The sequence below is a fragment of the Stenotrophomonas sp. AC248 genome (genome assembly GCF_979258185.1).
Window position 1 is genome coordinate 2,854,654 of the sequence record NZ_OZ409840.1, and the last position, 21,557, is coordinate 2,876,210.

16 protein-coding genes, 2 tRNA genes and 1 pseudogene are annotated in these 21,557 nt (G+C 67.1%); 10 read left to right on the top strand and 9 right to left on the bottom strand.

The genetic code is table 11. The annotated features are described in order from the left end of the window. Window positions 1–182: 182 nt before the first annotated feature. The 10 genes and pseudogenes from ACZ0AE_RS13040 to pgaD all read left to right on the top strand — a co-directional run bounded on the left by ACZ0AE_RS13040 (window position 183) and on the right by pgaD (window position 11,299). Window positions 183–1,766, top strand: a complete 1,584-nt coding sequence (locus ACZ0AE_RS13040) for a cytochrome ubiquinol oxidase subunit I (RefSeq protein WP_038687452.1) — start codon at window positions 183–185, stop codon at window positions 1,764–1,766. Window positions 1,767–1,781: 15 nt separating this feature from the next. Then, window positions 1,782–2,936: a cytochrome d ubiquinol oxidase subunit II gene (gene cydB, locus ACZ0AE_RS13045; RefSeq protein ID WP_463601327.1), complete on the top strand. Its 1,155-nt coding sequence runs from the start codon at window positions 1,782–1,784 to the stop codon at window positions 2,934–2,936. 58 nt (window positions 2,937–2,994) lie between these two features. Beyond that, window positions 2,995–3,108 carry a cytochrome bd-I oxidase subunit CydX gene (gene cydX / locus ACZ0AE_RS13050; RefSeq protein ID WP_038687448.1) on the top strand — a complete coding sequence of 38 codons (114 nt, stop codon included), beginning with the start codon at window positions 2,995–2,997 and terminating at the stop codon, window positions 3,106–3,108. Window positions 3,109–3,164: 56 nt separating this feature from the next. Continuing rightward, a tRNA-Pro gene (locus ACZ0AE_RS13055) sits at window positions 3,165–3,241 on the top strand. A gap of 138 nt (window positions 3,242–3,379) precedes the next feature. Continuing rightward, window positions 3,380–3,456 (top strand) — tRNA-Pro (locus tag ACZ0AE_RS13060). A gap of 632 nt (window positions 3,457–4,088) precedes the next feature. Continuing rightward, the gene (locus tag ACZ0AE_RS13065; RefSeq protein WP_463601328.1) at window positions 4,089–5,300 is read left to right on the top strand and encodes a CynX/NimT family MFS transporter; all 1,212 of its coding nucleotides are present in this window, start codon (window positions 4,089–4,091) and stop codon (window positions 5,298–5,300) included. A gap of 333 nt (window positions 5,301–5,633) precedes the next feature. Then, window positions 5,634–7,668 (top strand): annotated as a pseudogene (gene pgaA / locus ACZ0AE_RS13070) (poly-beta-1,6 N-acetyl-D-glucosamine export porin PgaA). Window positions 7,669–7,678: 10 nt separating this feature from the next. Next, a complete protein-coding gene (pgaB, locus tag ACZ0AE_RS13075) occupies window positions 7,679–9,577 on the top strand; it encodes a poly-beta-1,6-N-acetyl-D-glucosamine N-deacetylase PgaB (RefSeq protein ID WP_463602099.1) in 1,899 nt (632 codons plus the stop codon). Window positions 9,578–9,584: 7 nt separating this feature from the next. Continuing rightward, window positions 9,585–10,832 (top strand): poly-beta-1,6-N-acetyl-D-glucosamine synthase, encoded by a 1,248-nt coding sequence (gene pgaC, locus ACZ0AE_RS13080; protein WP_463601329.1) that lies wholly within the window; start codon window positions 9,585–9,587, stop codon window positions 10,830–10,832. Continuing rightward, window positions 10,829–11,299 carry a poly-beta-1,6-N-acetyl-D-glucosamine biosynthesis protein PgaD gene (pgaD, locus tag ACZ0AE_RS13085; protein WP_448134050.1) on the top strand — a complete coding sequence of 157 codons (471 nt, stop codon included), beginning with the start codon at window positions 10,829–10,831 and terminating at the stop codon, window positions 11,297–11,299. Before pgaC ends, pgaD begins: the two co-directional genes overlap by 4 nt. A 558-nt stretch (window positions 11,300–11,857) precedes the next feature. Here the strand turns inward: pgaD and ACZ0AE_RS13090 are convergent. The 9 genes from ACZ0AE_RS13090 to ACZ0AE_RS13130 all read right to left on the bottom strand — a co-directional run bounded on the left by ACZ0AE_RS13090 (window position 11,858) and on the right by ACZ0AE_RS13130 (window position 21,502). Beyond that, a complete protein-coding gene (locus ACZ0AE_RS13090) occupies window positions 11,858–13,156 on the bottom strand; it encodes a glutamate-5-semialdehyde dehydrogenase (RefSeq protein WP_463601330.1) in 1,299 nt (432 codons plus the stop codon). A 78-nt stretch (window positions 13,157–13,234) separates the two neighbouring features. Next, the gene (gene proB, locus ACZ0AE_RS13095) at window positions 13,235–14,383 is read right to left on the bottom strand and encodes a glutamate 5-kinase (RefSeq protein ID WP_463601331.1); all 1,149 of its coding nucleotides are present in this window, start codon (window positions 14,381–14,383) and stop codon (window positions 13,235–13,237) included. 14 nt (window positions 14,384–14,397) lie between these two features. Then, window positions 14,398–14,658, bottom strand: a complete 261-nt coding sequence (locus tag ACZ0AE_RS13100; protein ID WP_038687434.1) for a YciI family protein — start codon at window positions 14,656–14,658, stop codon at window positions 14,398–14,400. A gap of 77 nt (window positions 14,659–14,735) precedes the next feature. Continuing rightward, window positions 14,736–16,031, bottom strand: coding sequence for an argininosuccinate lyase (gene argH, locus ACZ0AE_RS13105; protein ID WP_463601332.1), 1,296 nt, complete (start codon window positions 16,029–16,031; stop codon window positions 14,736–14,738). 70 nt (window positions 16,032–16,101) lie between these two features. Next, window positions 16,102–17,064, bottom strand: a complete 963-nt coding sequence (gene argC / locus ACZ0AE_RS13110; RefSeq protein ID WP_463601333.1) for an N-acetyl-gamma-glutamyl-phosphate reductase — start codon at window positions 17,062–17,064, stop codon at window positions 16,102–16,104. Next, window positions 17,061–17,660 (bottom strand): GNAT family N-acetyltransferase, encoded by a 600-nt coding sequence (locus ACZ0AE_RS13115; RefSeq protein WP_038687428.1) that lies wholly within the window; start codon window positions 17,658–17,660, stop codon window positions 17,061–17,063. The genes argC and ACZ0AE_RS13115 overlap by 4 nt, the downstream gene beginning before the upstream one ends. 5 nt (window positions 17,661–17,665) lie before the next feature. Further along, window positions 17,666–18,991, bottom strand: coding sequence for an acetylglutamate kinase (locus tag ACZ0AE_RS13120; protein ID WP_038687426.1), 1,326 nt, complete (start codon window positions 18,989–18,991; stop codon window positions 17,666–17,668). 73 nt (window positions 18,992–19,064) lie between these two features. Continuing rightward, the gene (locus ACZ0AE_RS13125; RefSeq protein WP_137189949.1) at window positions 19,065–20,153 is read right to left on the bottom strand and encodes an acetylornithine deacetylase; all 1,089 of its coding nucleotides are present in this window, start codon (window positions 20,151–20,153) and stop codon (window positions 19,065–19,067) included. Window positions 20,154–20,308: 155 nt separating this feature from the next. Continuing rightward, window positions 20,309–21,502, bottom strand: a complete 1,194-nt coding sequence (locus ACZ0AE_RS13130) for an argininosuccinate synthase (protein WP_038687422.1) — start codon at window positions 21,500–21,502, stop codon at window positions 20,309–20,311. Window positions 21,503–21,557: the final 55 nt, after the last annotated feature.

A 21,557-nucleotide genomic window follows, 5' to 3' on the forward strand; every position in this document is an offset into this window, starting at 1 on the left:
TGCCGGCATGGCCCCCGTGCGGCAAGCGGTCGCAGGCTGCCAGGAACGCATACGATTCCTTGCACAGACCGCTCGTACATTGATCTGAATCAAGGCTATTTGAAGTTGCAGGTCACAGAATTCATCCCGTAGACCCCCCTTCCCGCCACCTGAAACGCTAAACCCAACGAGGTAGCCAGGCCATGATTGATCAGACAGTCGTAGAACTGTCGCGGCTGCAATTCGCTCTGACCGCGATGTACCACTTCCTATTTGTCCCCCTCACGCTCGGGCTGTCCTTCATGGTGGCCATCATGGAGAGCGTGTACGTCATGACCCGCAAGCAGGTCTGGCGGCAGATGACCCTGTTCTGGGGCACCCTGTTCGGCATCAACTTCGCCATCGGCGTGGCCACCGGCCTGGTGATGGAATTCCAGTTCGGCATGAACTGGTCGTACTACAGCCACTACGTGGGCGACATCTTCGGCGCACCGCTGGCCATCGAAGGGTTGATGGCGTTCTTCCTGGAAGCCACCTTCATCGGCCTGTTCTTCTTTGGCTGGAAGCGGCTGAGCGCGGTCAAGCACCTCACCGTGACCTGGCTGATGGCGCTGGGCACCAACCTGTCGGCGGTGTGGATCCTGATCGCCAACGGCTGGATGCAGAACCCGACCGGTGCGGTGTTCAACCCCGAAACGATGCGCATGGAAGTGGTGGACTTCGCCGCGGTGCTGTTCAATCCGGTGGCGCAGGCCAAGTTCGTGCACACCGTCAGTGCCGGCTACGTGACCGGCGCGATCTTCGTGATGTCCATCAGCGCGCTGTACCTGCTGCGGGGCAAGTACAAGGACATGGCCCGCCGCTCGTTCGCGGTGGCTGCGGCCTTCGGCCTGCTGTCGTCGCTGTCGGTGGTGGTGCTGGGTGACGAAAGCGGGTACGCCGCCAGCGAACACCAGAAGATGAAGCTGGCCGCGATTGAAGCGATGTGGGAAACCGAGCGTGCCCCGGCCGACTTCACCGCCTTCGGCATTCCCAACCAGACCACCCACACCAACGACTACGCGATCAAGATTCCGTACCTGATGGGCCTGATCGCCACCCGTTCGCTGGACCAGCCGATCCCGGGCATCCTGGAACTGGTGGGCCGCGCCGAGAACCGCATCCGTGGCGGCCAGATTGCTTACGGTGCGCTGGAGCGCGTGCGCAAGGACAAGAACGACGTCGAAGCGCGCGAGATGTTCGACCGCCATTGGCAGGATCTGGGCCACGGCCTGCTGCTGAAGCGTTACCGCGAGGACATCCTCAACGCCACCCCGGAAGAAATCTCCAAGGCGGCGATGGACACGGTACCGCGCGTGGCACCGCTGTTCTGGACCTTCCGCATCATGGCCGGCCTGGGCTTCTACCTGATCGCCTTCTTCGCCCTGGCGTTCTACTTCTCGTGCCGCAACAGCTTCCAGGACAAGCGCTGGTTCCTGCGCCTGGCCGTGTGGTCGCTGCCGGCCCCGTGGATCGCGATCGAGTGCGGTTGGTTCGTGGCCGAGTACGGTCGCCAGCCGTGGGCGGTGGATGGCGTGCTGCCCACTTTCTATGCCGCATCGGGCCTGGCCCTGCATGAAATCCTGACCACGCTGGCAGTGTTCACCGGGTTGTACACGGTGCTGCTGGTGATCGAGGTCAAGTTGATGCTGAAGGCGATCCGCAAGGGTCCGGAAGAAATCCTGCCCACGCTGCAGGCTGATATCCGCCCCGTTTCCCCCGTTGCCGCCGCCCCCGGCCAAGCCTGAGGCAGGAGAATCCAGATGGAATTCATTGCACTTGATTACACCACGCTCCGCGTGATCTGGTGGCTGCTGCTCGGCATCCTGCTGGTCGGCTGGGCCGTCATGGACGGGTTCGACCTCGGCGTTGGCACCCTGCTGCCGTTCGTGGCCCGCACCGATGACGAACGCCGGCTGGTGATCAACACCGTCGGCCCGGTCTGGGAAGGCAACCAGGTCTGGTTGGTACTGGGTGGCGGCGCGATCTTCGCGGCGTGGCCCCCGCTGTACGCGGTCAGCTTCTCCGGCTTCTACCTCGCTGTGTTCCTGATGCTGTTCGGGCTGATCCTGCGCCCGGTCGCCTTCAAGTACCGCAGCAAGATGCCCGGCAAGCGCTGGCGCCAGAACTGGGACCGGGCGCTGTTTGTCGGCGGCCTGTTGCCGGCCCTGATCGCCGGCGTGGCGGTGGGCAACGTGCTGGTGGGCGTGCCGTTCCACTTCGATGACAGCATGCGCATCTTCTACACCGGCACCCTGATCGGCCTGCTCAACCCGTTCGCCCTGGTGGCCGGCCTGGTCAGCGTGGCGATGGTGGTGTCGCACGGTGCGGCGATGCTGGTGCTCAAGACCGATGGTCCGGTGGCCGAACGTTCGGCGCGCTATGGCAGCGTGGCTGCACTGGCGAGCTTCGTGTTGTTTGCCGCCGCCGGCGCCTGGGTGGCCTTCGGCCTGCCGGGCTACCAGATCACCTCGCAGGTGGTCACCGATGGCCCGACCAACCCGCTGTTGAAGACCGTTGAACTGGGCAGCGCCGCCGGTGGCTGGCTGCGCAACTACAGCAGCATGCCCGCCACCGTGGTGTTCCCGCTGATCGGCCTGCTGGGTGCCCTGGCAAGCGCAGTGCTGCTGCGTGCCCGCCGTGGCGGCCTGGCCTTCCTCGCCTCGGGCGCGTCCATCGCCGGCATCATCCTCACCGTCGGCTTTGCGATCTTCCCGTTCCTGCTGCCGTCCTCCAGCCAGCCCATCTCCAGCCTGACCGTCTGGGACAGTTCGTCCAGCCATCTCACGCTGTGGATCATGCTGCTGGCCACGGCCATTTTCCTGCCGATCATCATCGCGTACACCAGCTGGGTATACCGCGTCATGAAGGGCAAGACGACCGCCGAGGAAATGGGCGACAACCCGAACGCGTATTGAGTGTTCTCACGGGTGCCGACCCACGGTCGGCACCACCCCCGAATGAAGGAGAGTGAACATGTGGTATTTCGCCTGGATCCTCGGCGCCGGCCTTGCCTCGGTCGTGGCCATCCTCAACGGCATGTGGTTCGAAGCCCGCGAAACCAGCCGACTGGACAACGAGCAACGCTGAAAGTGTAAAAAAGAGTTGCCGATACGGCCTTCACACCGTATTCTTGGCGGCTCCTTCGGGGTGTAGCTCAGTCTGGTAGAGCGCTACGTTCGGGACGTAGAGGTCGCAGGTTCGAATCCTGTCTCCCCGACCACTCAGGTGGTCGCATTGAAGCCTGGAAACACGATTTCCAGGCTTTTGTGTCTAAGCCGTGGCAACACGGCACCGAAGGAAAGCAACACGGTCCCCCTTGCCGCCGAAGGGCGGGATCGATACAATAGGCGGCTCCTTACGGGGTGTAGCTCAGTCTGGTAGAGCGCTACGTTCGGGACGTAGAGGTCGCAGGTTCGAATCCTGTCTCCCCGACCATTTGATGGTCACATTGAAGCCTGGAAGACATATGTCCTCCGGGCTTTTTTGTGTCTGTTGTTCAGGGCACGCATCCACGGCGTGTGGCCATGCCGGACACGCCGGTAGAGCCGACCGTTGGTCGGCTGCACGTCCATGCGGTGGAGGGATCCGCACACCCACACGCCCCGGCCCGGCCCGGCCTGACCACATCGGCATCCGGGGGATTTGGCGCTGGCGTCAAAGCGCAGCCGACCAACGGTCGGCTCTACCGGGGTGTTTCGCATACCCACATGCCCCGGTCCGGTGGTTTGCACATCCACACGCCCCGGCCCGGTGTTTTGCACACCCGCATGCCCCGTTCGGTGTTTGCATACCCACATGCCCCCGGTCCGGTGCTTTCGCATGGGTACACGCCCCGGCCCCGTGGTTGGCATAGCCACACGCCCGGCGCGGTGTTTTGTATGGCCACACGCCCCGGGCCGTCGGCACGACCCATTCATTTGGCGCAGGTACAATGCCCCGCTTCGGGACGCGCGCGGCGCGCGCCATTCCTCTTCTACCCCACGCAGCCTCCGGCCATGTGCCAGCGGCGGCGTTTCCGCACATCCGGCCCCCACCGTGATCGCGCCACCTGCATGAGATCCACGTCCATGACCCACACCGACCCACACGCCTCGTCCCTGCTGCGCGGACGCGTGCTCGCCTTTGCCGCCATCCTGCTGGCCGCGCTCAACCTGCGCACCGCCGTCACCTCGGTCACCCCGCTGCTGGACCTGCTCGGCCAGACCTTCGGCTTCGGCACCACCATGACCGGCGTGCTCGGCATGCTGCCCACCGCCTCGTTCGCCCTGTTCGGCGTCAGCACCCCCATGGTGGCCCGCCGTATCGGCCTGGAGCGCACCGCCCTGCTCGCCATGGGCCTGGCCACCGTCGGCCTGCTCCTGCGCTCCATGGCCGGCGGTATCGGCAGCCTCCTGTTCGGCTCCATCGTCGCCCTCGCCGGCATGGGCATCGGCAACGTCGTCGTTCCGCCGCTGGTCAAGCGCTACTTCGCCAACCGCGTCGGCACCGTCAGCACCCTCTACATCACCGTGCTGCAGATCGGCACCATGATGCCCGCCCTGCTCGCCGTGCCCCTGGCACAGAGCGCAGGCTGGCGCGTCTCGCTCGGCATCTGGGCCATCCTCGCCCTGGCCGCTGCCCTGCCCTGGATGATGCTGGCCCGCCGCCGCCCGCACCCGGACCCGCTCGACACCGCCGCCGACCCGTCCGCCCAGCCGCACGGCAAGGTCTGGCGCACCCCGCTTGGCTGGGGCATGACGCTCATGTTCGGCATGACCTCGCTCATGACCTACTCCATGTTCACCTGGCTGCCGCGCATCGTCGTCGAAGCCGGTGCCACCCCGGCCTTCGGTGGCATCATGGTGGCCATCTTCGCCGCCTGCGGCCTGCTGCCCTCGCTCACCATGCCCGCCCTGGCGGTGCGCCTGCGCAACCCGTTCCCGCTGGTCCTGATCGGCTTCTCGGCCTTCCTCATCGCCTTCGCCGGCCTGCTCTTCGCCCCGATGAAGGCGCCGTGGCTGTGGGCCATCCTGCTGGGCATCGGCCCGTCCACCTTTCCGCTCGCGCTGACCCTGATCAACCTGCGCACCCGCACCCCCGCGGGCTCGGCCGCGCTGTCCGGCTTCATGCAGGGCGTCGGCTACGCCTTCAGCTGCCTGGGCCCGTTCCTGTTCGGCTGGCTGCATGAAATGAGCGGCGGCTGGCACCTGCCGTTCGGCTTCCTGGTGGTCTGCGCGGTGGTCCTGCTCACCGCCTCGTGGGTGGCCTGCAAGCCGCAGAAGCTGGAAGACCAGTGGTAAGCGTCGCTTCTACACACCGCTTGCGCACCTGCTGACGTAGCGTGTCAGTCACTGACCTGCCGGCAACGGCAGGCGGTCGGGGCCTGGAGCATTCCAGCGCGTTTCACTGAACGGCTTCAGTACGCAACGACCCCCGGGACATCGCCGTGGCGGCGGCCTGCCGGTCTTTGCGATCAGTAAGTTACATCCTGTTTCTCTTCCCGCTCCACAGCGGGATGCGGACGCGCGTGCTTTAACGATTTGTAAACAACTGCGCAGTCAGGCACGATTGGCATGTGATGTGCGTCACATTTTTGCACACCATATTCTCTGAAGGGATGCACTGGGGGTTCCATGTACAACCATCGGCCGCTGGCGCTTTGCGTCGGCCTGGCATGCGCCACACTCTGTCTGACCAGCACCGGCGCACACGCCGCCGCGACTGCGGATCAGCTCGGGCAGATCAGCCACTTCCGCGACCATGCCCAATGGCTGGATGCGCTGGCCGCCATCGAGCGGGCCCAGCTGCAGTCGCCCGACGACGCCCTGCTGTACAAGCTGCAGGTGCTGACGCTGTCCGACATCGGCAATGCACACCGCGCCTGGCAGCTGTATCAGGCCCGCCCGCAGCTGTTCGATGATGGCCAGAAGCAGCGCTTCGAGGCCAACTACCTGGCCAAGCTGGTGGGCTGGAGCCTGGCCTACGGGGCCAGCGAAGACACCCGCCTGGACGAAGCCGAAGGCGCGCTGGCGCAGATGCAGCAGTACCTCGACCGCGGCGGCAGCAGTGTGCAGGCCGCGCCGCTGCGCATCCGCTACGACCGCCTGATCCTGCTCAACCGGCTGGGCCGGCACACGCAGGTTCGCGACGAGTACCGCAGCCTGTTGGCCGACGGCCATCCGGTGCCGAACTACCTGATGGCCCCGATCGGCGATTCGCTGATGGCCACCCAGCACCCGCAGGAAGCCATTCCCGTGCTCGAAGCGGCCATGAAGGCCGACCCCTCGCAGCCGCAGGTGCGCTCCGAGCTGGCCTACGCCTACCTGGAAAGCGAACAGGCCAACACCGCCATCGCGCTGCTCACCAAGTGGCAGGCCGACGAGCCCGCATGGCGCTGGACCAACGGCGCCAAGGCCCCGCACGCCAACTGGCCGCGTTACGAAGCCGACCTCAACCTGGCCATGGTGCGCGCCTACAGCGGCGACCTGCCCACCGCCCAGCGCGATCTGGAGAAGATGGTCGACATCGGCCCGGGCAACACCGGCACGCAATCCTCGCTGGGCAACGTCTACCTGATGCGCGGTTGCGCCACGCCGGGCGCTGGAGCGCTACAGCATGGCCAACACGCTGGACCCGCGCGACGTACCGGCCCGCCTGGGCCAGTACGACGCCTACGTGGAGCTGCAGCGCGACGACCTCGCCCGCCCGATCCGCGACACCCTGCTGGAGCGCTACCCCGGCCAGCCGTCGGTGCAGCGCCTGGACCGCAGCTGGCGCGCGCACCGCGGCTGGCAGCTGCATGCGTACGCTGAGGGCGGGCGCAGTTCCGGCGGCGGCGGTGCGTCGCCGTTGGGCAACGATGACGGCCGTTACGGGGTGGAAGTGCAGTCCCCGATCCTCGACGACCGCTGGCGCGTGGTGGCCTTTGCCGACCGCCGGAACGTCGACTTCCAGGACCAGACCATCAACCCGCTGCGGGTGGGCCTGGGCACGCGCTACCGCTATGGCCGCGCCGACGCCGAAGCCTTCGTCAACCGCGCCAACGACCACATCGGCGATACCGGCCTGAGCGCCGGCCTCGGTTGGCAGTTCAGCGACCAGTGGCACGTGGGCGTCACCGCCGCGCGCAACGATGCCGATGCGTCGATGCAGGCGCGCGTGGCCGGCATCACCGCCGACAGCGTGGCCGTGGCCGCGGACTACCGCCGCAACGAACGCACCCACTGGAGCATCGGCGCCAGCCAGTTCCGCTACGACGACGGCAACCGCCGCGATACTGTCACCACCGCCATCGAGCAGCGCCTGCTGACCCGCCCCACGCTGATCCTGGACGGCCTGGGCAGCCTCTACGCCAGCCAGGGCAGCCGCGACGACGTGCCCTACTTCAACCCGTCCGAGGACCACTCGGTGGAACTGGGCCTGCGCGTGGACCAGCAGCTGTGGCGCCACTACGAGCGCCACTTCCGGCACCGCCTGACAGTGTCGGTGGGCCAGTACTGGCAGCAGGGCTTTGGCAGCGCGCTCGTGCCGTCGGCCGAGTACCGCCACGAATGGCAGATCGGCGAAGGCCGGATTTTCGAGTACGGCGTGAGCTGGTCGCGACCGGTCTACGACGGACAACGCGAACGACACGTGGGCCTGGATGTCGGCCTGCGCTGGGGAGAATGAGATGGACCATATGGATCTGAAACGCTGGACCCTGGGCCTGCTGCTGGCGTTGCTGGCCGTGGTCGTTCCCGCGCACGCGCAGCCGCCGTCGGCGGCCGTGCTGGACGCGGCCGACAACGGCCTGCTGGTGCTCAGCTACCACGACATCCGCGATGACGTGGCCACCACCAGCGACCTGGACGCCTATGCGGTCAGCACCCAGAACTTCGCCGCGCACCTGGACTGGCTGTCCGCGCACGGCTACCACCCGGTGTCGCTGTCGCAGCTGATCACCGCCTCGAAGGGCGGCACCCCGCTGCCACCCAAGCCGGTCCTGCTGACCTTCGATGACGGCCTGCGCAGTGTGTACAGCAAGGTGTTCCCGCTGCTGCGCGCCTACAACTACCCGGCACTGGTGGCGGTGATCACCGACTACGTGGACATGCCCGCCGGCCGCCAGATCGACTACGGCTACCGCCCCTTCACCCGCGACGATTTCCTGACCTGGGAACAACTGCGCGAGATGCAGAAGAGCGGGCTGATCGAACTGGCCAGCCACACCGACAACCTGCACCACGGCGTGCAGTCCAATCCGCAGGGCAACTCCACTCCGGCGGTGATCACCCGCATCTACGACCCGACCGCCAAGCGCTACGAAACCGCGGCCCAGTACGAAGCCCGCCTGCGCGCGGACCTGCAGCTGAGCGTGGACCGCATCCAGAAGAACGTGGGCGTGTCGCCCAAGGCGGTCGTGTGGCCGTATGCCGCCTACAACGCACTGAGCAACGACATCGCCGAGCAGCTCGGCATGCCGGTGTCCTTCGACCTGGAAGGCCGCAGCACGCCGGTGACACGTGACCTGCACGGCCTGGCCCGCTTGCTGGTGACCAACAACCCGACCGTGATCCAGCTGGCCTACGAACTGCGCCGCGACGTCGAACGCGACGGCATGCGTGCCCTGCAGATCGACCTGGACGCGGTGTACGACGCCGACCCGGCGCAGCTGGCCAAGAACCTGGATGCGCTGATCGAGCGGGTCAAGAAGATCGGCCCCACCCACGTGTTCCTGCAGGCCTTCGCCGACCCGGACGGCAACGGCTCGGCCGACGCGCTTTACTTCCCCAACCGGCACCTGCCGATGCGCGCGGACCTGTTCAACCGCGTGGCGTGGCAGCTCAAGACGCGTGCCGGGGTGAAGGTGTTCGCGTGGCTGCCGGTGCTGGGTTACGAGCTCAAGGACCCGGCCATCCGCACCGCGCTGGCGATCGAGAGCCCCGAGCGCGATGGCATCTTCCGGCTGGACTTCACCAACCCGAAGGTGCGCCGGATCATCGATGACATCTACGAAGACCTGGCGATCAACTCCTACTTCGAGGGGCTGCTGTTCCACGACGATGCCTACCTGCGCGATACCGAGCTGAGCCAGCTGCCGCCCGAAGGCGACGACGGCGCGCGGACCCAGGCACTGATCGACTTCACCCTGGAGCTGCGCACCGCCGCGCAGCGCTGGCGGCCCAAGCTGGCCACCGTGCGCAACCTGTACGCGCAGCCGGTGCTGCAGCCGCAGAGCGCCAGCTGGTTCGCCCAGCGCCTGGACCTGTTCAACAAGGCCTACGACCACACCGCGTTGATGGCGATGCCGTGGATGGAAGGCAGCCGCAACCCGGAAAAATGGCTGGACAAGCTGGTGGTGGCGGTGCGTGCACACGACCCGCAGCTGTCCCAGACCATGTTCGAACTGCAGACGGTGGACTGGCGTACCCAGAAGCCGATTCCCGGTGAGCGCCTGCGTGCGCAGATCCGTCGCCTGCAGGCGCAGGGCGTGCGTCATTTCGCCTGGTACCCCGACGACTTCATCGCCGGCCGTCCGTCCACTTACGATGCGCGCGCGGCGATGTCCTCGCGCAGCTTCCCGTACGAGGAAAAGTGAGGCTGCCATGCATCCCTTCCTGTTCGCGCTGTTCCAGTTCGCCTTCTTCTATCCGATGGTGATGGCGTTCTTCTGGATGTCCGGCGGCCTGTACTACTTCTTCCGACGTGAGCGAAAGGCGCGCGATCGCAACGATCCGCCGCCGATGGACAGCTACCCGTTCGCGTCGATCCTGATCCCGTGCCACAACGAAGCGGACAACCTGACCGACACGCTCGGCTCGGCGCTGCGCCAGAACTACCCGGACTTCGAAGTGATTGCCATCAACGATGGCAGCAGCGACGACACCGGCGCCCGCCTGGACGCGATGGCCGCGCTGCATCCGCGGCTGCGCGTGGTGCATCTGGACCGCAACCTGGGCAAGGCCAATGCGCTGCGCATGGGCGCCCTGGCGGCACGCTCGGAGTACCTGGTGTGCATCGATGGCGATGCGATGCTGGAGGAGTACGCCACCCACTGGATGGTCTGGCACCTGACCAGTGGCCCGCGCGTGGGCGCGGTGACCGGCAACCCGCGCATCCGCAACCGGTCCACCCTGCTGGGCCGCCTGCAGGTGGCCGAGTTCTCTTCGATCATCGGCATGATCAAGCGCGCCCAGCGTGTGTACGGGCGCATCTTCACCATCTCCGGGGTGATCGCCGCGTTCCGCCGCACCGCGCTGCACCGTATCGGCTACTGGGCCGATGACATGGTCACCGAAGACATCGACATCAGCTGGCGCCTGCAGCTGGACCACTGGGACATCCGCTACGAACCCAACGCGCTGTGCTTCATCCTGATGCCGGAAACACTGAAGGGCCTGTGGCGGCAGCGCCTGCGCTGGGCCCAGGGCGGCGTGGAAGTGATGCTGCGGCATGGCAGCTCGCTGTTCCACTGGCGCAAGCGCCGCATGTGGGGCGTACTGCTGGAATACCTGCTGAGCGTGCTGTGGGCCTACACCATGCTGGCCATCATCGTGCTCTGGGCATTGGGCAAGTTCATGCCCCTGCCGCAGGACCTGTACATCGCCACGCTGCTGCCGCAATGGCACGGGGTGATCCTGGCGCTGGTGTGCCTGCTGCAGTTCGCCAGCAGCCTGATCATCGACCGCCGTTACGAAACCCACATTGGACGCAACTACTTCTGGGTGATCTGGTACCCGATGGCGTACTGGCTCATCAGCCTGTTCACGACCCTGGTGGCCCTGCCGAAGACGCTGCTCAAGCGCCGTGGCAAGCGGGCGGTCTGGGTCAGTCCCGACCGGGGTATCCGATGAACACTGTCAAATCCACCCGCCGTTTCGACTCGCGCCTGATCCAGAAGCCGCGCCAGCAGCCGCGTCTGCAGCGCACCGCCTGGGGGTTTGTGACCCTGGCCTTCTGGGGCTTCTACTTCTACCTGTGGGCGCCGCTGGTGACGTTGATTTCCTGGCTGCTCGGCGGCCGCATGGCCTGGCTGCAACTGTACGAGTACAAGCAGGCCATCGATCCGTTCATCATCATTGCGCTGCCGGTGATGCTGGTCTGTACGGCGGTGCTGCTGATCGCCTGGGCCGAGTACAACCGCATGCGGTTTGCCGGCAAGGAGCGCCGTACTCCGCATGAGGACACCACCCGCGAGGAAATCGCCCGCGACCTGGGCGCCAGCCCGGAACTGGCCGCGCAACTGGCCAGCGGGAAGGCGGTTACGTTGCATATGGACGATCACGCGAGGCCGGTGGGCGTGACCCACCAGCTGCTGTAGGAGGGGTCGGCAGGGCTGCGCCCTGCACCTGCCGACGCCGGAGCCGGAGCCGAAGCCAGAGCAACGTCAACGGCTGAAGCGGCTCTGGATTTCTGCTGGTTGGGCGGGGCGGTGTGGGTGGGCAGGACACGCCGTAAACCCGTCCATGGGGGCTCGGCGGCGCCATCCATGGCGCCAACGGTCCTTCCCACCCACACCGCCCCACCCCCGACAGTTTCCTGGTGACGGTTGGTGGAGCCATGGCATGCGGGGATCAAATCCGATCGATATCGATATCGAAATCGAACAGTTCAAATCGAATAGTTCAAATTGAAATCGAAAATCGTCCACGCACGCCGTGGCTCTACTGTCAGCCACGGGAATCTGTCGAAGGCGGGGTGGGTCCGGTTGCGGGGGTGTCCGCGGCATGGATGCCGCGGCCAAGCCCCCAAGGATGGGTTTACGGCGTCCCCCGCAACCGGACCCACCCCGCCATCCCACGGATAGCGCGCTTTTGACGTTGCCGTTGCCGTTGCTTATAGCGGGTGCAGGGCAGCAGCCCTGCAAACAAACAAACACCTACCGCGTCTGCCCTTCCCCGCGCACCACGAACCGCTCCACCGTCAGCGCTTCCAGCCCCATCGGGCCGTACGCATGCAGGCGCGTGGTCGAAATGCCGATCTCCGCGCCCAGGCCCAGTTCGCCGCCGTCGGAGAACCGCGACGACGCGTTCACCATCACCACCGCCGAACGCAAGGCGTGCACGAACTGCTCGGCCGCCTGCGCATCCTCGGTGGCAATCACCTCGGTGTGGTCCGAGCTGTACTGCTGGATATGCGCCAGCGCCTGGTCAAGGTCATCGACCACGCGCACCGCAATGATCAGGTCCAGGTACTCGGCCGCGTAATCGGCGTCGGTGGCCGGCTGCGCATCGTCCAGCCACTGCCGCGCGCGGTCATCGGCCCGCACCGCCACGCCACGTTCGCGCAGCGCCTGCCCCGCCAACGGCAGGAAGGTCGCGGCCACATCGGCATGCACCAGCAGCGTTTCCAGCGAATTGCACGCCGACGGCCGGCTGCACTTGCCGTCAACCAGCAACGCCAGCGCCCGCTCAAGGTGGGCGGCGCGGTCCACGTACAGGTGGCACACGCCCTTGTAATGCTTGATCACCGGCACCCGCGCATGTTCGGCCACGAACCGGATCAAACCTTCGCCCCCGCGCGGGATCGCCAGGTCGACCAGGTCGTTGAGCTGCAGCAGTTCCAGCATGGTCTCGCGGCGCAGGTCCTCGACCAACGTCAATGCCGCCTCGGCCACGCCCGCCTCGCGCAGCGCACGCTTGAGCGCGGCGGCAATGGCGGTGTTGGAGTGGATGGCCTCCGACCCACCGCGCAGGATCACCCCGTTGCCGGCCTTGATGCACAGCGCAGCGGCATCGGCGGTCACGTTCGGGCGGGCTTCGTAGATCATCACGATCACGCCCAGCGGCACGCGCACCTTCTGCACGCGGATGCCGTTGGGGCGCACGTCGTCACGGGTGACCACGCCCACCGGATCGGGCAACGCGGCCACGTCGCGCAGGGCCGCGGCGATGCCGGCCAGGCGCGTGGCGTCCAGCGCCAGGCGGTCGAGCATGGCGCTGCCGGTGCCTTTGTCGCGCGCGGCGGCCAGGTCGCGCGCGTTGGCGTCCAGGATGAGCGCGGCATCGTCTTCCAGCGCGGCCGCCATGGCGTCCAGCAGCGCAGTCTTGGCGCCGGATGACAACTGCGCCACCTGCTGCGCCGCGGCGCGGCAGGCCAGCGCCTGGGCGCGGATGTCGGAGGGGGAGCTGGCAACCATCTCAATATCCTCTGAAGATGCAGGGTAGCGCCACGCCATGCGTGGCTGCGGGATGTCGAACGGGCCCAGGCTGCGCGGCCACGTAGGGCGTGGCGCTACCGTGGATGTTCTTACGCTTTACAGCACCACCAGGTCGTCGCGGTGGATGACGTTGCCGCCGTAGTTGTAGCCGAGCACGCTCTCGATGTCGCGCGAGTGGCGGCCGGCGATGCGGCGGATGTCGCTGGCCGAGTACTGGCTGACGCCGCGGGCCAGGCACATCTCGCCCTGCTCACCGCGCAGGCGCACTTCGATCATGTCGCCGCGGCGGAAATCGCCGTCGGCCCCGCGCACGCCACCGGGCAGCAGCGAGGCGCCCTTGTCGCGCAGCGCGGCGGCCGCACCGTCGTCGATGAGAATCGCGCCGGGTTCCAGCGGGGCATGCCGCAGCCAGTACTTGCGGGCGGCCACGCGGGTCTGCCCGGCGTGGATGCGGGTGCCGAACAACCGGCCCTGGGCCAGCGCACGCACCACGTCGCTGTCGCGACCGTTGAACAGGCAGGTGTCGATGCCGACCCGCCCGGCCTTGGCCGCCGCTTCCAGCTTGGTATGCATGCCGCCGGTGCCGGCCCCGCTGCCGGTGCCGCCGGCCATGGCCAGCACCTCGCCGGTGAGCTCGGGCACGTCGTGGATCGGCCGGGCCTGCGGGTCACGGCGCGGGTCGGCGCTGTACAGGCCATCGATGTCGGTGGCGATGAACAGCACGTCGGCATCGATCAGTGCCGCGACCGTGGCGGCCAGGTTGTCGTTGTCGCCCAGTTTGAGCTCATCCACCGACACGGTGTCGTTCTCATTCACCACCGGCAACGCGCCCAGGCGCAGCAGCTCGTTGAGGGTGGCGCGCGCGTTGAGGTAGCGGCGGCGGTTGCGCAGGTCGTCGTGGGTAAGCAGCACCTGCGCCACGGGGCGCTCGAAGAAGCGCTGCCACAGGCCGATCAGCTGCGCCTGGCCCAGCGCGGCCAGCGCCTGGCGCGCGGCCATCGCCGCGCCGGCTTCCAGCGCACGCGGCACGATCGCGCGGCCCGCGGCCACCGCCCCGGACGACACGATCACCACCTCGCGCCCGGCCAGCACGTTGGCCGAGACGAACTGGGCCAGGCCCAGCGCATGGCGCGGTGACAGCCCACCGCCATCGGCGGCGAGCAGGCTGCTGCCGACCTTGAGCACGGCGCGCTTCCACGGCGGCAGGGTCTGTTCGGGAAACGGCGATTGCACGGTCGGGCTCATCGGGGGTGCTTGCCTCAGCGGGTGGCCCATTCGTGGATGCGGGCGGTGGCACTGCCGTGCACCAGCAGCGGATCGGTGTCCACCAGCGCCTGCGCGGCGGCCAGGTCGGCCACGTCCTGCAGCACGTAGGCGCCCCCGCTCTTGTCGGTGAAGCCGCCGGTCAGCAGCAGCTGGCCGCGGGCGCGCACCTCATCGAGGAAGCGTACGTGTTCGGCGCCCACCTCGTCGCGGAAGTCCGGGGTGCGGGTGACCAGTACCAGGTAGCAGATGTTCATGGGGTGTCCATTCGGGGGGTCGGGCAGCGCCGTTGGTGTGGTTTGCCGGGCAGAGCCCGGCACTACCGTCGTTGTGGTCACACCAGCGCGGCCCAGCGGGCGCGCAGTTCGTCCAGCCGCAGGTCGGCGGCCGCGCCGGGCGACACGCGCGCGGCCAGGCTGCCTTCGGGCGTACGCCCCTGCCCGGCACTCTCGGCCCCGGCCGCGGCGGCCTTGTAGGCCTCGCGGAACGGAACGCCGGCCACCGCCGCTTCCACCGCGACGTCAGTGGCATACATGCCCGAGTCGATCGCCGCGCGCAGCTTGTCGTCGCGCCATTCCAGGTTGGCCAGCAACGCCGGCAGCAGTTCCAGCGCGGCCAGGCCACGGCCGAAGCCGTGGAAGATGGCGCCCTTGCTGCTCTGCAGGTCGCGGTGATAGCCGGACGGCAGCGACAGCAGTTGCTCGATCTCGGTACGTGCGGCGGCCACGCTGGCGTGGGTGGCGCGCATCAGTTCGATCACGTCCGGGTTGCGCTTGTTGGGCATGATCGAGCTGCCGGTGGTGTACTGCGCCGGCAGCGCCACGAAGCCGAACTCGCCGCTGGTGAACAGCGACAGGTCCCAGGCGATGCGGCGCAGGTCCAGGGTGGCACCGCCCAGCGCTTCCAGCGCGGCCAGTTCGAACTTGCCGCGCGACAACTGCGCGTAGATCGGCGACACCTGCATCCGCGCAAAGCCGAGCGCGGCAGTGGTGTGGGCGCGGTCCAACGGCAGGTTCACGCCGTACCCGGCAGCGGTGCCGAGCGGGTTGGCGTCGATCAGCGCGAAGGTGTCATGGGCGCGGATCGCGTTGTCGATGAAGGCCTCGGCCCAGCCGGCCCACCACATGCCCGCCGAGGACACCACGGCGCGCTGGATGTGGGTGTAGCCCGGCACCGGCAGGTCCTTCTCGGCCTCGGCGCGGTCCAGCGCCACCTTGGCGATCTCGCGGCTCAGGCCGGCCACGTGCAGCAGCTTGTCCTTCAACCACAGGCGGGTGGCCACCAGGATCTGGTCATTGCGGCTGCGCCCGGTGTGGATCTTGCGACCGGCATCGCCCAGGCGCTCGGTCAGGCGGGCTTCGATCGCCGAATGGCAATCCTCGAAGCGCTCATCCAGCACGAACGCACCGCTGCGGAAATCGGCACCCAGCACGTCCAGCTCGCGCAGCAGGCCATCCAGCTCGTCGCTGGACAGGATGCCGATGTGCTGCAGGCCCTGCGCGTGCGCCTTGCTGGCGGCAACGTCATACAGGAAGAACTCGCGATCCAGGATCACGTCATCGCCGGCCAGGAAGGTCTGGATCTTGGCGTCGACGGCGACGCCCGGCTTCTGCCACAGAAGGTCTGCCATGTCTTGCTCCGTTGGCGGAATCGCTCCGCCGGGTTGTGCGCGCACCCTTGCCGGTGCGCGCCGGTAGGGTTCAGTGCGGGATCGCGGCCAGTTCGTCCAGGCCCAGCGCCAGGTTGAGGTTCTGGATGGCCTGGGTAGCCGCGCCCTTGAGCAGGTTGTCCAGGGTCGCCACCACCACCACCCGCTTGCCACCCGGGGCCACGTCGAAGCCACCGATCTGCACGCCATGGCGGCCGGCGATCTGGCTGACCCACGGGGCCTCGTCGATCACTTCCACCAGCGCTTCATTGGCGTAGTACTTCTGGTACAGCGCCATCACGTCCTCGCGCTTGACCACGGTGTTCAACCACAGGTTCACGGTCATGGTGATGCCGCGGAAATTCGGTGCCACGTGCGGCATGAACTCCACCGGCACGCGCAGGTGCGCGGTGACTTCGCGCTCGTGCATGTGGTTGGTGAGCGCGTACGGCATCAGGTTGTCGCGCAGCAGCTCCGGGTTGTTCTTGTCCGACGGGGTGGTGCCGGCGCCGGAATACCCGGACACGCCGAAGCACTGCGGCGGGCCGGCCAGCTGGGTCAGCAACGGGCTGATCGCCAGCTGCATCGCGGTGGCATAGCAGCCCGGGTTGCTGATGTGCTTCTGGCCCAGGTAGTCGCCCCGGGTCAGTTCGGGCAGGCCGTAGTACCAGCTCGGCTCGAAGCGGTGGTCAGCCGACAGGTCCACGATCACCGTGTCCGGCCGGGCCGCGTCCAGCGCGGTGACGAACGGCGCGGCCAGCCCGTTGGGCAGCGCCAGGATCACCGCGTCCATGCCCTTGGCAGCGACCGCGTCGGCGTCGAGGTTTTCGAACAGCAGGGCAGAGCCCTGCTCCACGTCGGGGTGATGGTCGGCCACACGCTGCCCGGCCAGTTCGCGCGAGGACACAAAGCCCAGCTGCAGGTTCGGGTGCGCGGCAATCAGCTTGATCAGCTCGGCGCCGGTGTGGCCACGGGCGCCGACGATGCCGACGGTGTACTGCGGGGAGCTGCTCATGCGTGTGCGTCCAGGCGGTGCTGCAGGTGGCGCTTCACGCCCTGCCATTCCGCATCGATGATGGAGAAGATGACGGTGTCGCGCGGGGTGCCGTCGGGGTGGCGCTTGTGGTTGCGCAGCACGCCGTCCTGCTTGGCACCCAACCGCGCGATCGCGGTACGCGAGGCGAAGTTGAACCAGCTGGTTTCGAACACCACGCTCAGGCACTCCAGCCGCTCGAACGCATGGGTGAGCAGCATCAGCTTGGTTTCGGTGTTGATGCCGGTACGCTGCGCGTCCTGCCCGTACCAGGTGTAGCCGATGCTCAGGCGCGGCACCTCTTCTTCCATCGCGTAGTAGCGGGTGGTGCCCACGACTTCATCGGCCGCGTTGAGCACCACGAAGGGCAACACCTTGCCGTCGGCCTGGGCCTGCAGCGCGGCCTGCACGTAGCCGGTCATGGTCTTGGCGCTGGGCACCTGGGTGTACCAGAGGCTGGACAGCGTGCCGTCGCCCAGCGCGCCGCGCAGACCGTCGATGTGCGCCATCTGCAGCGGCTCCAGCCGGGCATGGGTGCCGGCCAGCGTGGGCACTTTGGTCCAATCGGCGTGATTCATCGGGTTCAGCCCTCCAGGCTCGGGGTGCGCAGGGCGCAGTGTTCAACGTAGGTGCGGATCCGCTCGAAGCCGTCGGCGCCAAACCAGAACACCTTCCAGGTGCCCTGCTTGTAGCAGCCGTCGGACTCGGCGTAGTAGAAGTGGTTGATCGGGTTGCCGTTGCGCGAGCGCCAGAACAGCTGCGGGGTTTCCTCCAGCATCACGTTCCACACCGCGCGGCCCAGGCCTTCACCCTGCGCGTCGTCGAGCACCGCGAACTTGTCCAGGTACACGCCTTCGGCCTCGTCGGTGAGGATCACCGCAGCGCGGTAGTTCTCGCTGACGTAGGCGCGCAGCAGCTTGGTCTTCTCGAAGTAGTCCGGCACCAGGGTGCGACCGAAGCTGGATTCGATCAGGCCCTTCAGGCGCGGCAGGTCCAGTTCGTCCCAGGCGGTGGCGCGCAGTACTTTTTCGCCCTTGCGCACCAGCGTGCCCGAGCCCTTGTGGGTGAACAGCTCCTTGGCCAGGTCCGCCGGCCGGGTGATCGACACCGACGACTCCAGCGGCAGCCGATCCAGCAGGTCCTTGATCTGTTCGATCTTCACCCGCATGCCGCCGTGGATCCACGGCTGCTGCATCAGCTGGTCGTACTCGGTGGACAGGTTGATCGAGTCGATCACCTTGCCCTCTTCGTCGAGCAGGCCGCCGGTGCCGGTCAGGAAGATGATCTTGTACGGCTGCAGTTCCTGCACCAGTTCATTGGCGGCAAAATCGGCGTTGACGTTGAGGATCTGCCCGCAGCGGGTTTCGCCCAGGCTGGTGATCACCGGGATCGAGCCGGCGCGCAGGCTGGCTTCGATCGGGGCCAGGTTGACCTTCTTCACCTCGCCCACCAGGCCATAGGTGGCCTGGTCCATGTACTCGGCTTCGAACACGCCGCCGGTGATCGAGGTGGCGCGGGCGCCGTTCTGCTGCAGCGCCTCCACCAGCTGCAGGTTGGACGCCTGGAACACCCGGCGCACGATCGCCAGGCCTTCCGGCGAGGTCACGCGCAGGCCGTTGACGGTTTCCTTGACGATGCCGGCCGCCGACAGTTCGGCGTCCAGCTGCGGGCCGGCGCCGTGCAGCACGATCGGGGTCAGCCCGACTTCCTGCAGGAACGACAGCGAGGAGGTCAGCGCATCCAGGTCATCGCGCAGCACCGCGCCGCCGACCTTGACCACGGCGAAGCGCTTGGCGTCCAGCTGCGAGAAACGCTTGAGGTACTGGCTGATCTCCTTCGCGCTGGCCATGCTCGAAAGCAGGCGCACGATGGTCTGGCGGGTCTGGCGGTGGGGCTGGGAAGAAGGCATTTCGGTATCGTCACAGGCGGCCGAAGCCGCGATGGGAGTTCCGTCAGTGGGGGACCACGACGGCGTCATTCGATCAGGCACCGTGCGCGATGATGCGGTGCACGGATGCGGTGTAACGCTGCAGCTGCTCCAGCGTCACGAACTCATCGGCGGTGTGGGCCTGGGCGATGTCGCCCGGACCGTACACCAGCGTGGTGTAGCCGCCGGCCGAGAACAGTGACGCCTCGGTCCAGAAGTCCACCGCGTTGCCGATCGGAATATCCAGGGCATCGGCCACGTCACGCGCGGCCAGGCGGCGGTTTTCCGCTTCGGCGATGTCGCCGGCCGGGAAACTGGGGCCACGGAAGGTTTCGGTGAACTGCGCGGCTGCCGGTTCGGCAAACCCGGCGAAGGTCGCCAGCAACGCATCGATGTCCATCGACGGCAGCGGGCGGAAGCCGAACCGCACTTCGGCAGCGGGGGCGATCATGTTGGCCTTGATACCGCCTTCCACCCGACCGATGTTGAAGCGCAGGCCGGTGAGCCCGCCGAAGCGTGCATGGGCCAGCGATTCCACGTGGTCCAGCGCGCGGTTGCCCCAGCGCATGGCCTGGTGCAGCGCGCTGGCCGCCGCATCCTGCTTGCCCGAGGCATGCCCGGCGCGGCCGGTGAACTGCATCAGCACCGAACTGATGCCACGGTGCGCAAGCACCGCTTCGCTCATGGTCGGCTCGGCCACCAGCACCGCTTCATACGGAATGCCACGGGCCAGGAAGGCGGCGATGCAACGCGGATCGTTGGCTTCCTCGTCGCTGGAGAACAGGAACGCGGCATCGCCATCGCTGGCGTTGGCAGCGGCCACCAGTGCCGCCGCAGCGCCCTTGATGTCACACACGCCCAGCCCGATCACGCGGTCCTCGGCACGCCGCATCACGTGCGGGTCGGCCGTCCAATGCGGCGAGTCCGGCACGGTATCCAGGTGCACGTTGAACAGGTACTTCGGGGTGCCACGCACCGCATACAGGCTGACCGCACCGTCGCCATGGTCGATCACCTCCACGGTGAACCCGGGCAGGTTCGCACGCAGGTAATCGAAGATGCCGCCGGTGGTGATCGCCCGCGGCGGATTGCGCGTGTCGAAGGACACGAGCTGCTGCAGGTGATCGAGTGTCTGTTCCAACATGTGTCTGGATATCCGTAGGGTTCAAAATCGGTAGTGCCGGCCGCTGGCCGGCTCTGCAATGATCCGGCCGTTCCAGGAGCCGGCCAGCGGCCGGCACTACCCCTCCATCGGCTTTGCGAGGCGCCGGCCAGCGGCCGGCACCCCGGTGAATCGCCTTAGCGGTTTACCTGCGCGTACAGCGTGGAGCTCATACCAAACAGCTTGATGAAGCCTTCGGCCTCTTCCACGCCCCAGTCGGCCGACTGTGCATACGTAGCGCCCTTGGTGTTGAGCAGGTGCGGCGACTTCACCGCCACGGCATCCACACGGCCACCGCGGGTTTCCAGCACCACTTCACCGTTGACCTTGGCCTGCGAGGACTTCAGGAAGGCTTCGATGTCGGTCTTCAGCGGGTCGTGGTAGAAGCCCTCGTACACCAGCTCCACCCACTTGCGCGCCACGTCCGGCTTGAAGCGGTTCTGCTGCTTGGTCAGCACGGCATCTTCCAGCGCGCGGTGCGCGGCCAGCAGCGAGACCAGGCCCGGCGCTTCGAACACGATGCGGCCCTTCAGGCCGATCACGGTGTCACCGGTGTAGACGCCACGGCCCACGCCGTACGGGGCAAACAGCTTGTTGAGCTTGGCCAGGATCTGCTCACCCGGCAGCGCCGTGCCGTCCAGCTCGACGGCTTCGCCTTCGACGAACTTCAGGGTGACCGTCAGTGCCTGTTCCGGCCATTCGCTGCGCGGTGCGCACCAGCCGCGGGCACCTTCGCCCGGGGCTTCCCAACGGTCGATCTCACCGCCGGACATGGTCAGGCCCAGCAGGTTCTCGTTGATGGTGTAGGCCTGCTGCTTGGCACGCACGCCGAAGCCGCGCTCTTCCAGGTACTTCTGCTCGTAGGCGCGGGTCTGGGTGTGTTCCTTCTGGATTTCGCGGATCGGCGCGACGATCTGGTAGTCGCCCAGTGCCTTCACGGCCAGGTCGAAGCGGACCTGGTCATTGCCCATGCCGGTGCAGCCGTGGGCGATGATGTTGGTGCCCAGCTCGGCGGCGCGCTTGAGCGCGGCATCCACGATCAGGTAACGGTCGGACACCAGCAGCGGGTACTGGCCCTGATAGCCCTCGCCGGCCCACACGAACGGCTTGACGAAGCCGCTCCAGATCGCCGGGCCACCGTCGACGGTGACGTGGCTGGTGACGCCCAGTTCGGCGGCACGCTTCTCGATGAAATCGCGCTCTTCGTCATCCACGCCGCCGGTGTCGGCGAACACGGTATGCACGTTGTAGCCGCGCTCCTGCAGGTACGGCACGCAGAAGCTGGTGTCGAGTCCACCGGAGAAAGCCAGGACGATGTCTTTGTTGCTCATGGGGGTCAGGTCCAATTGGGAGATAAAGATTCGGTGTAGAGCCGACCGTTGGTCG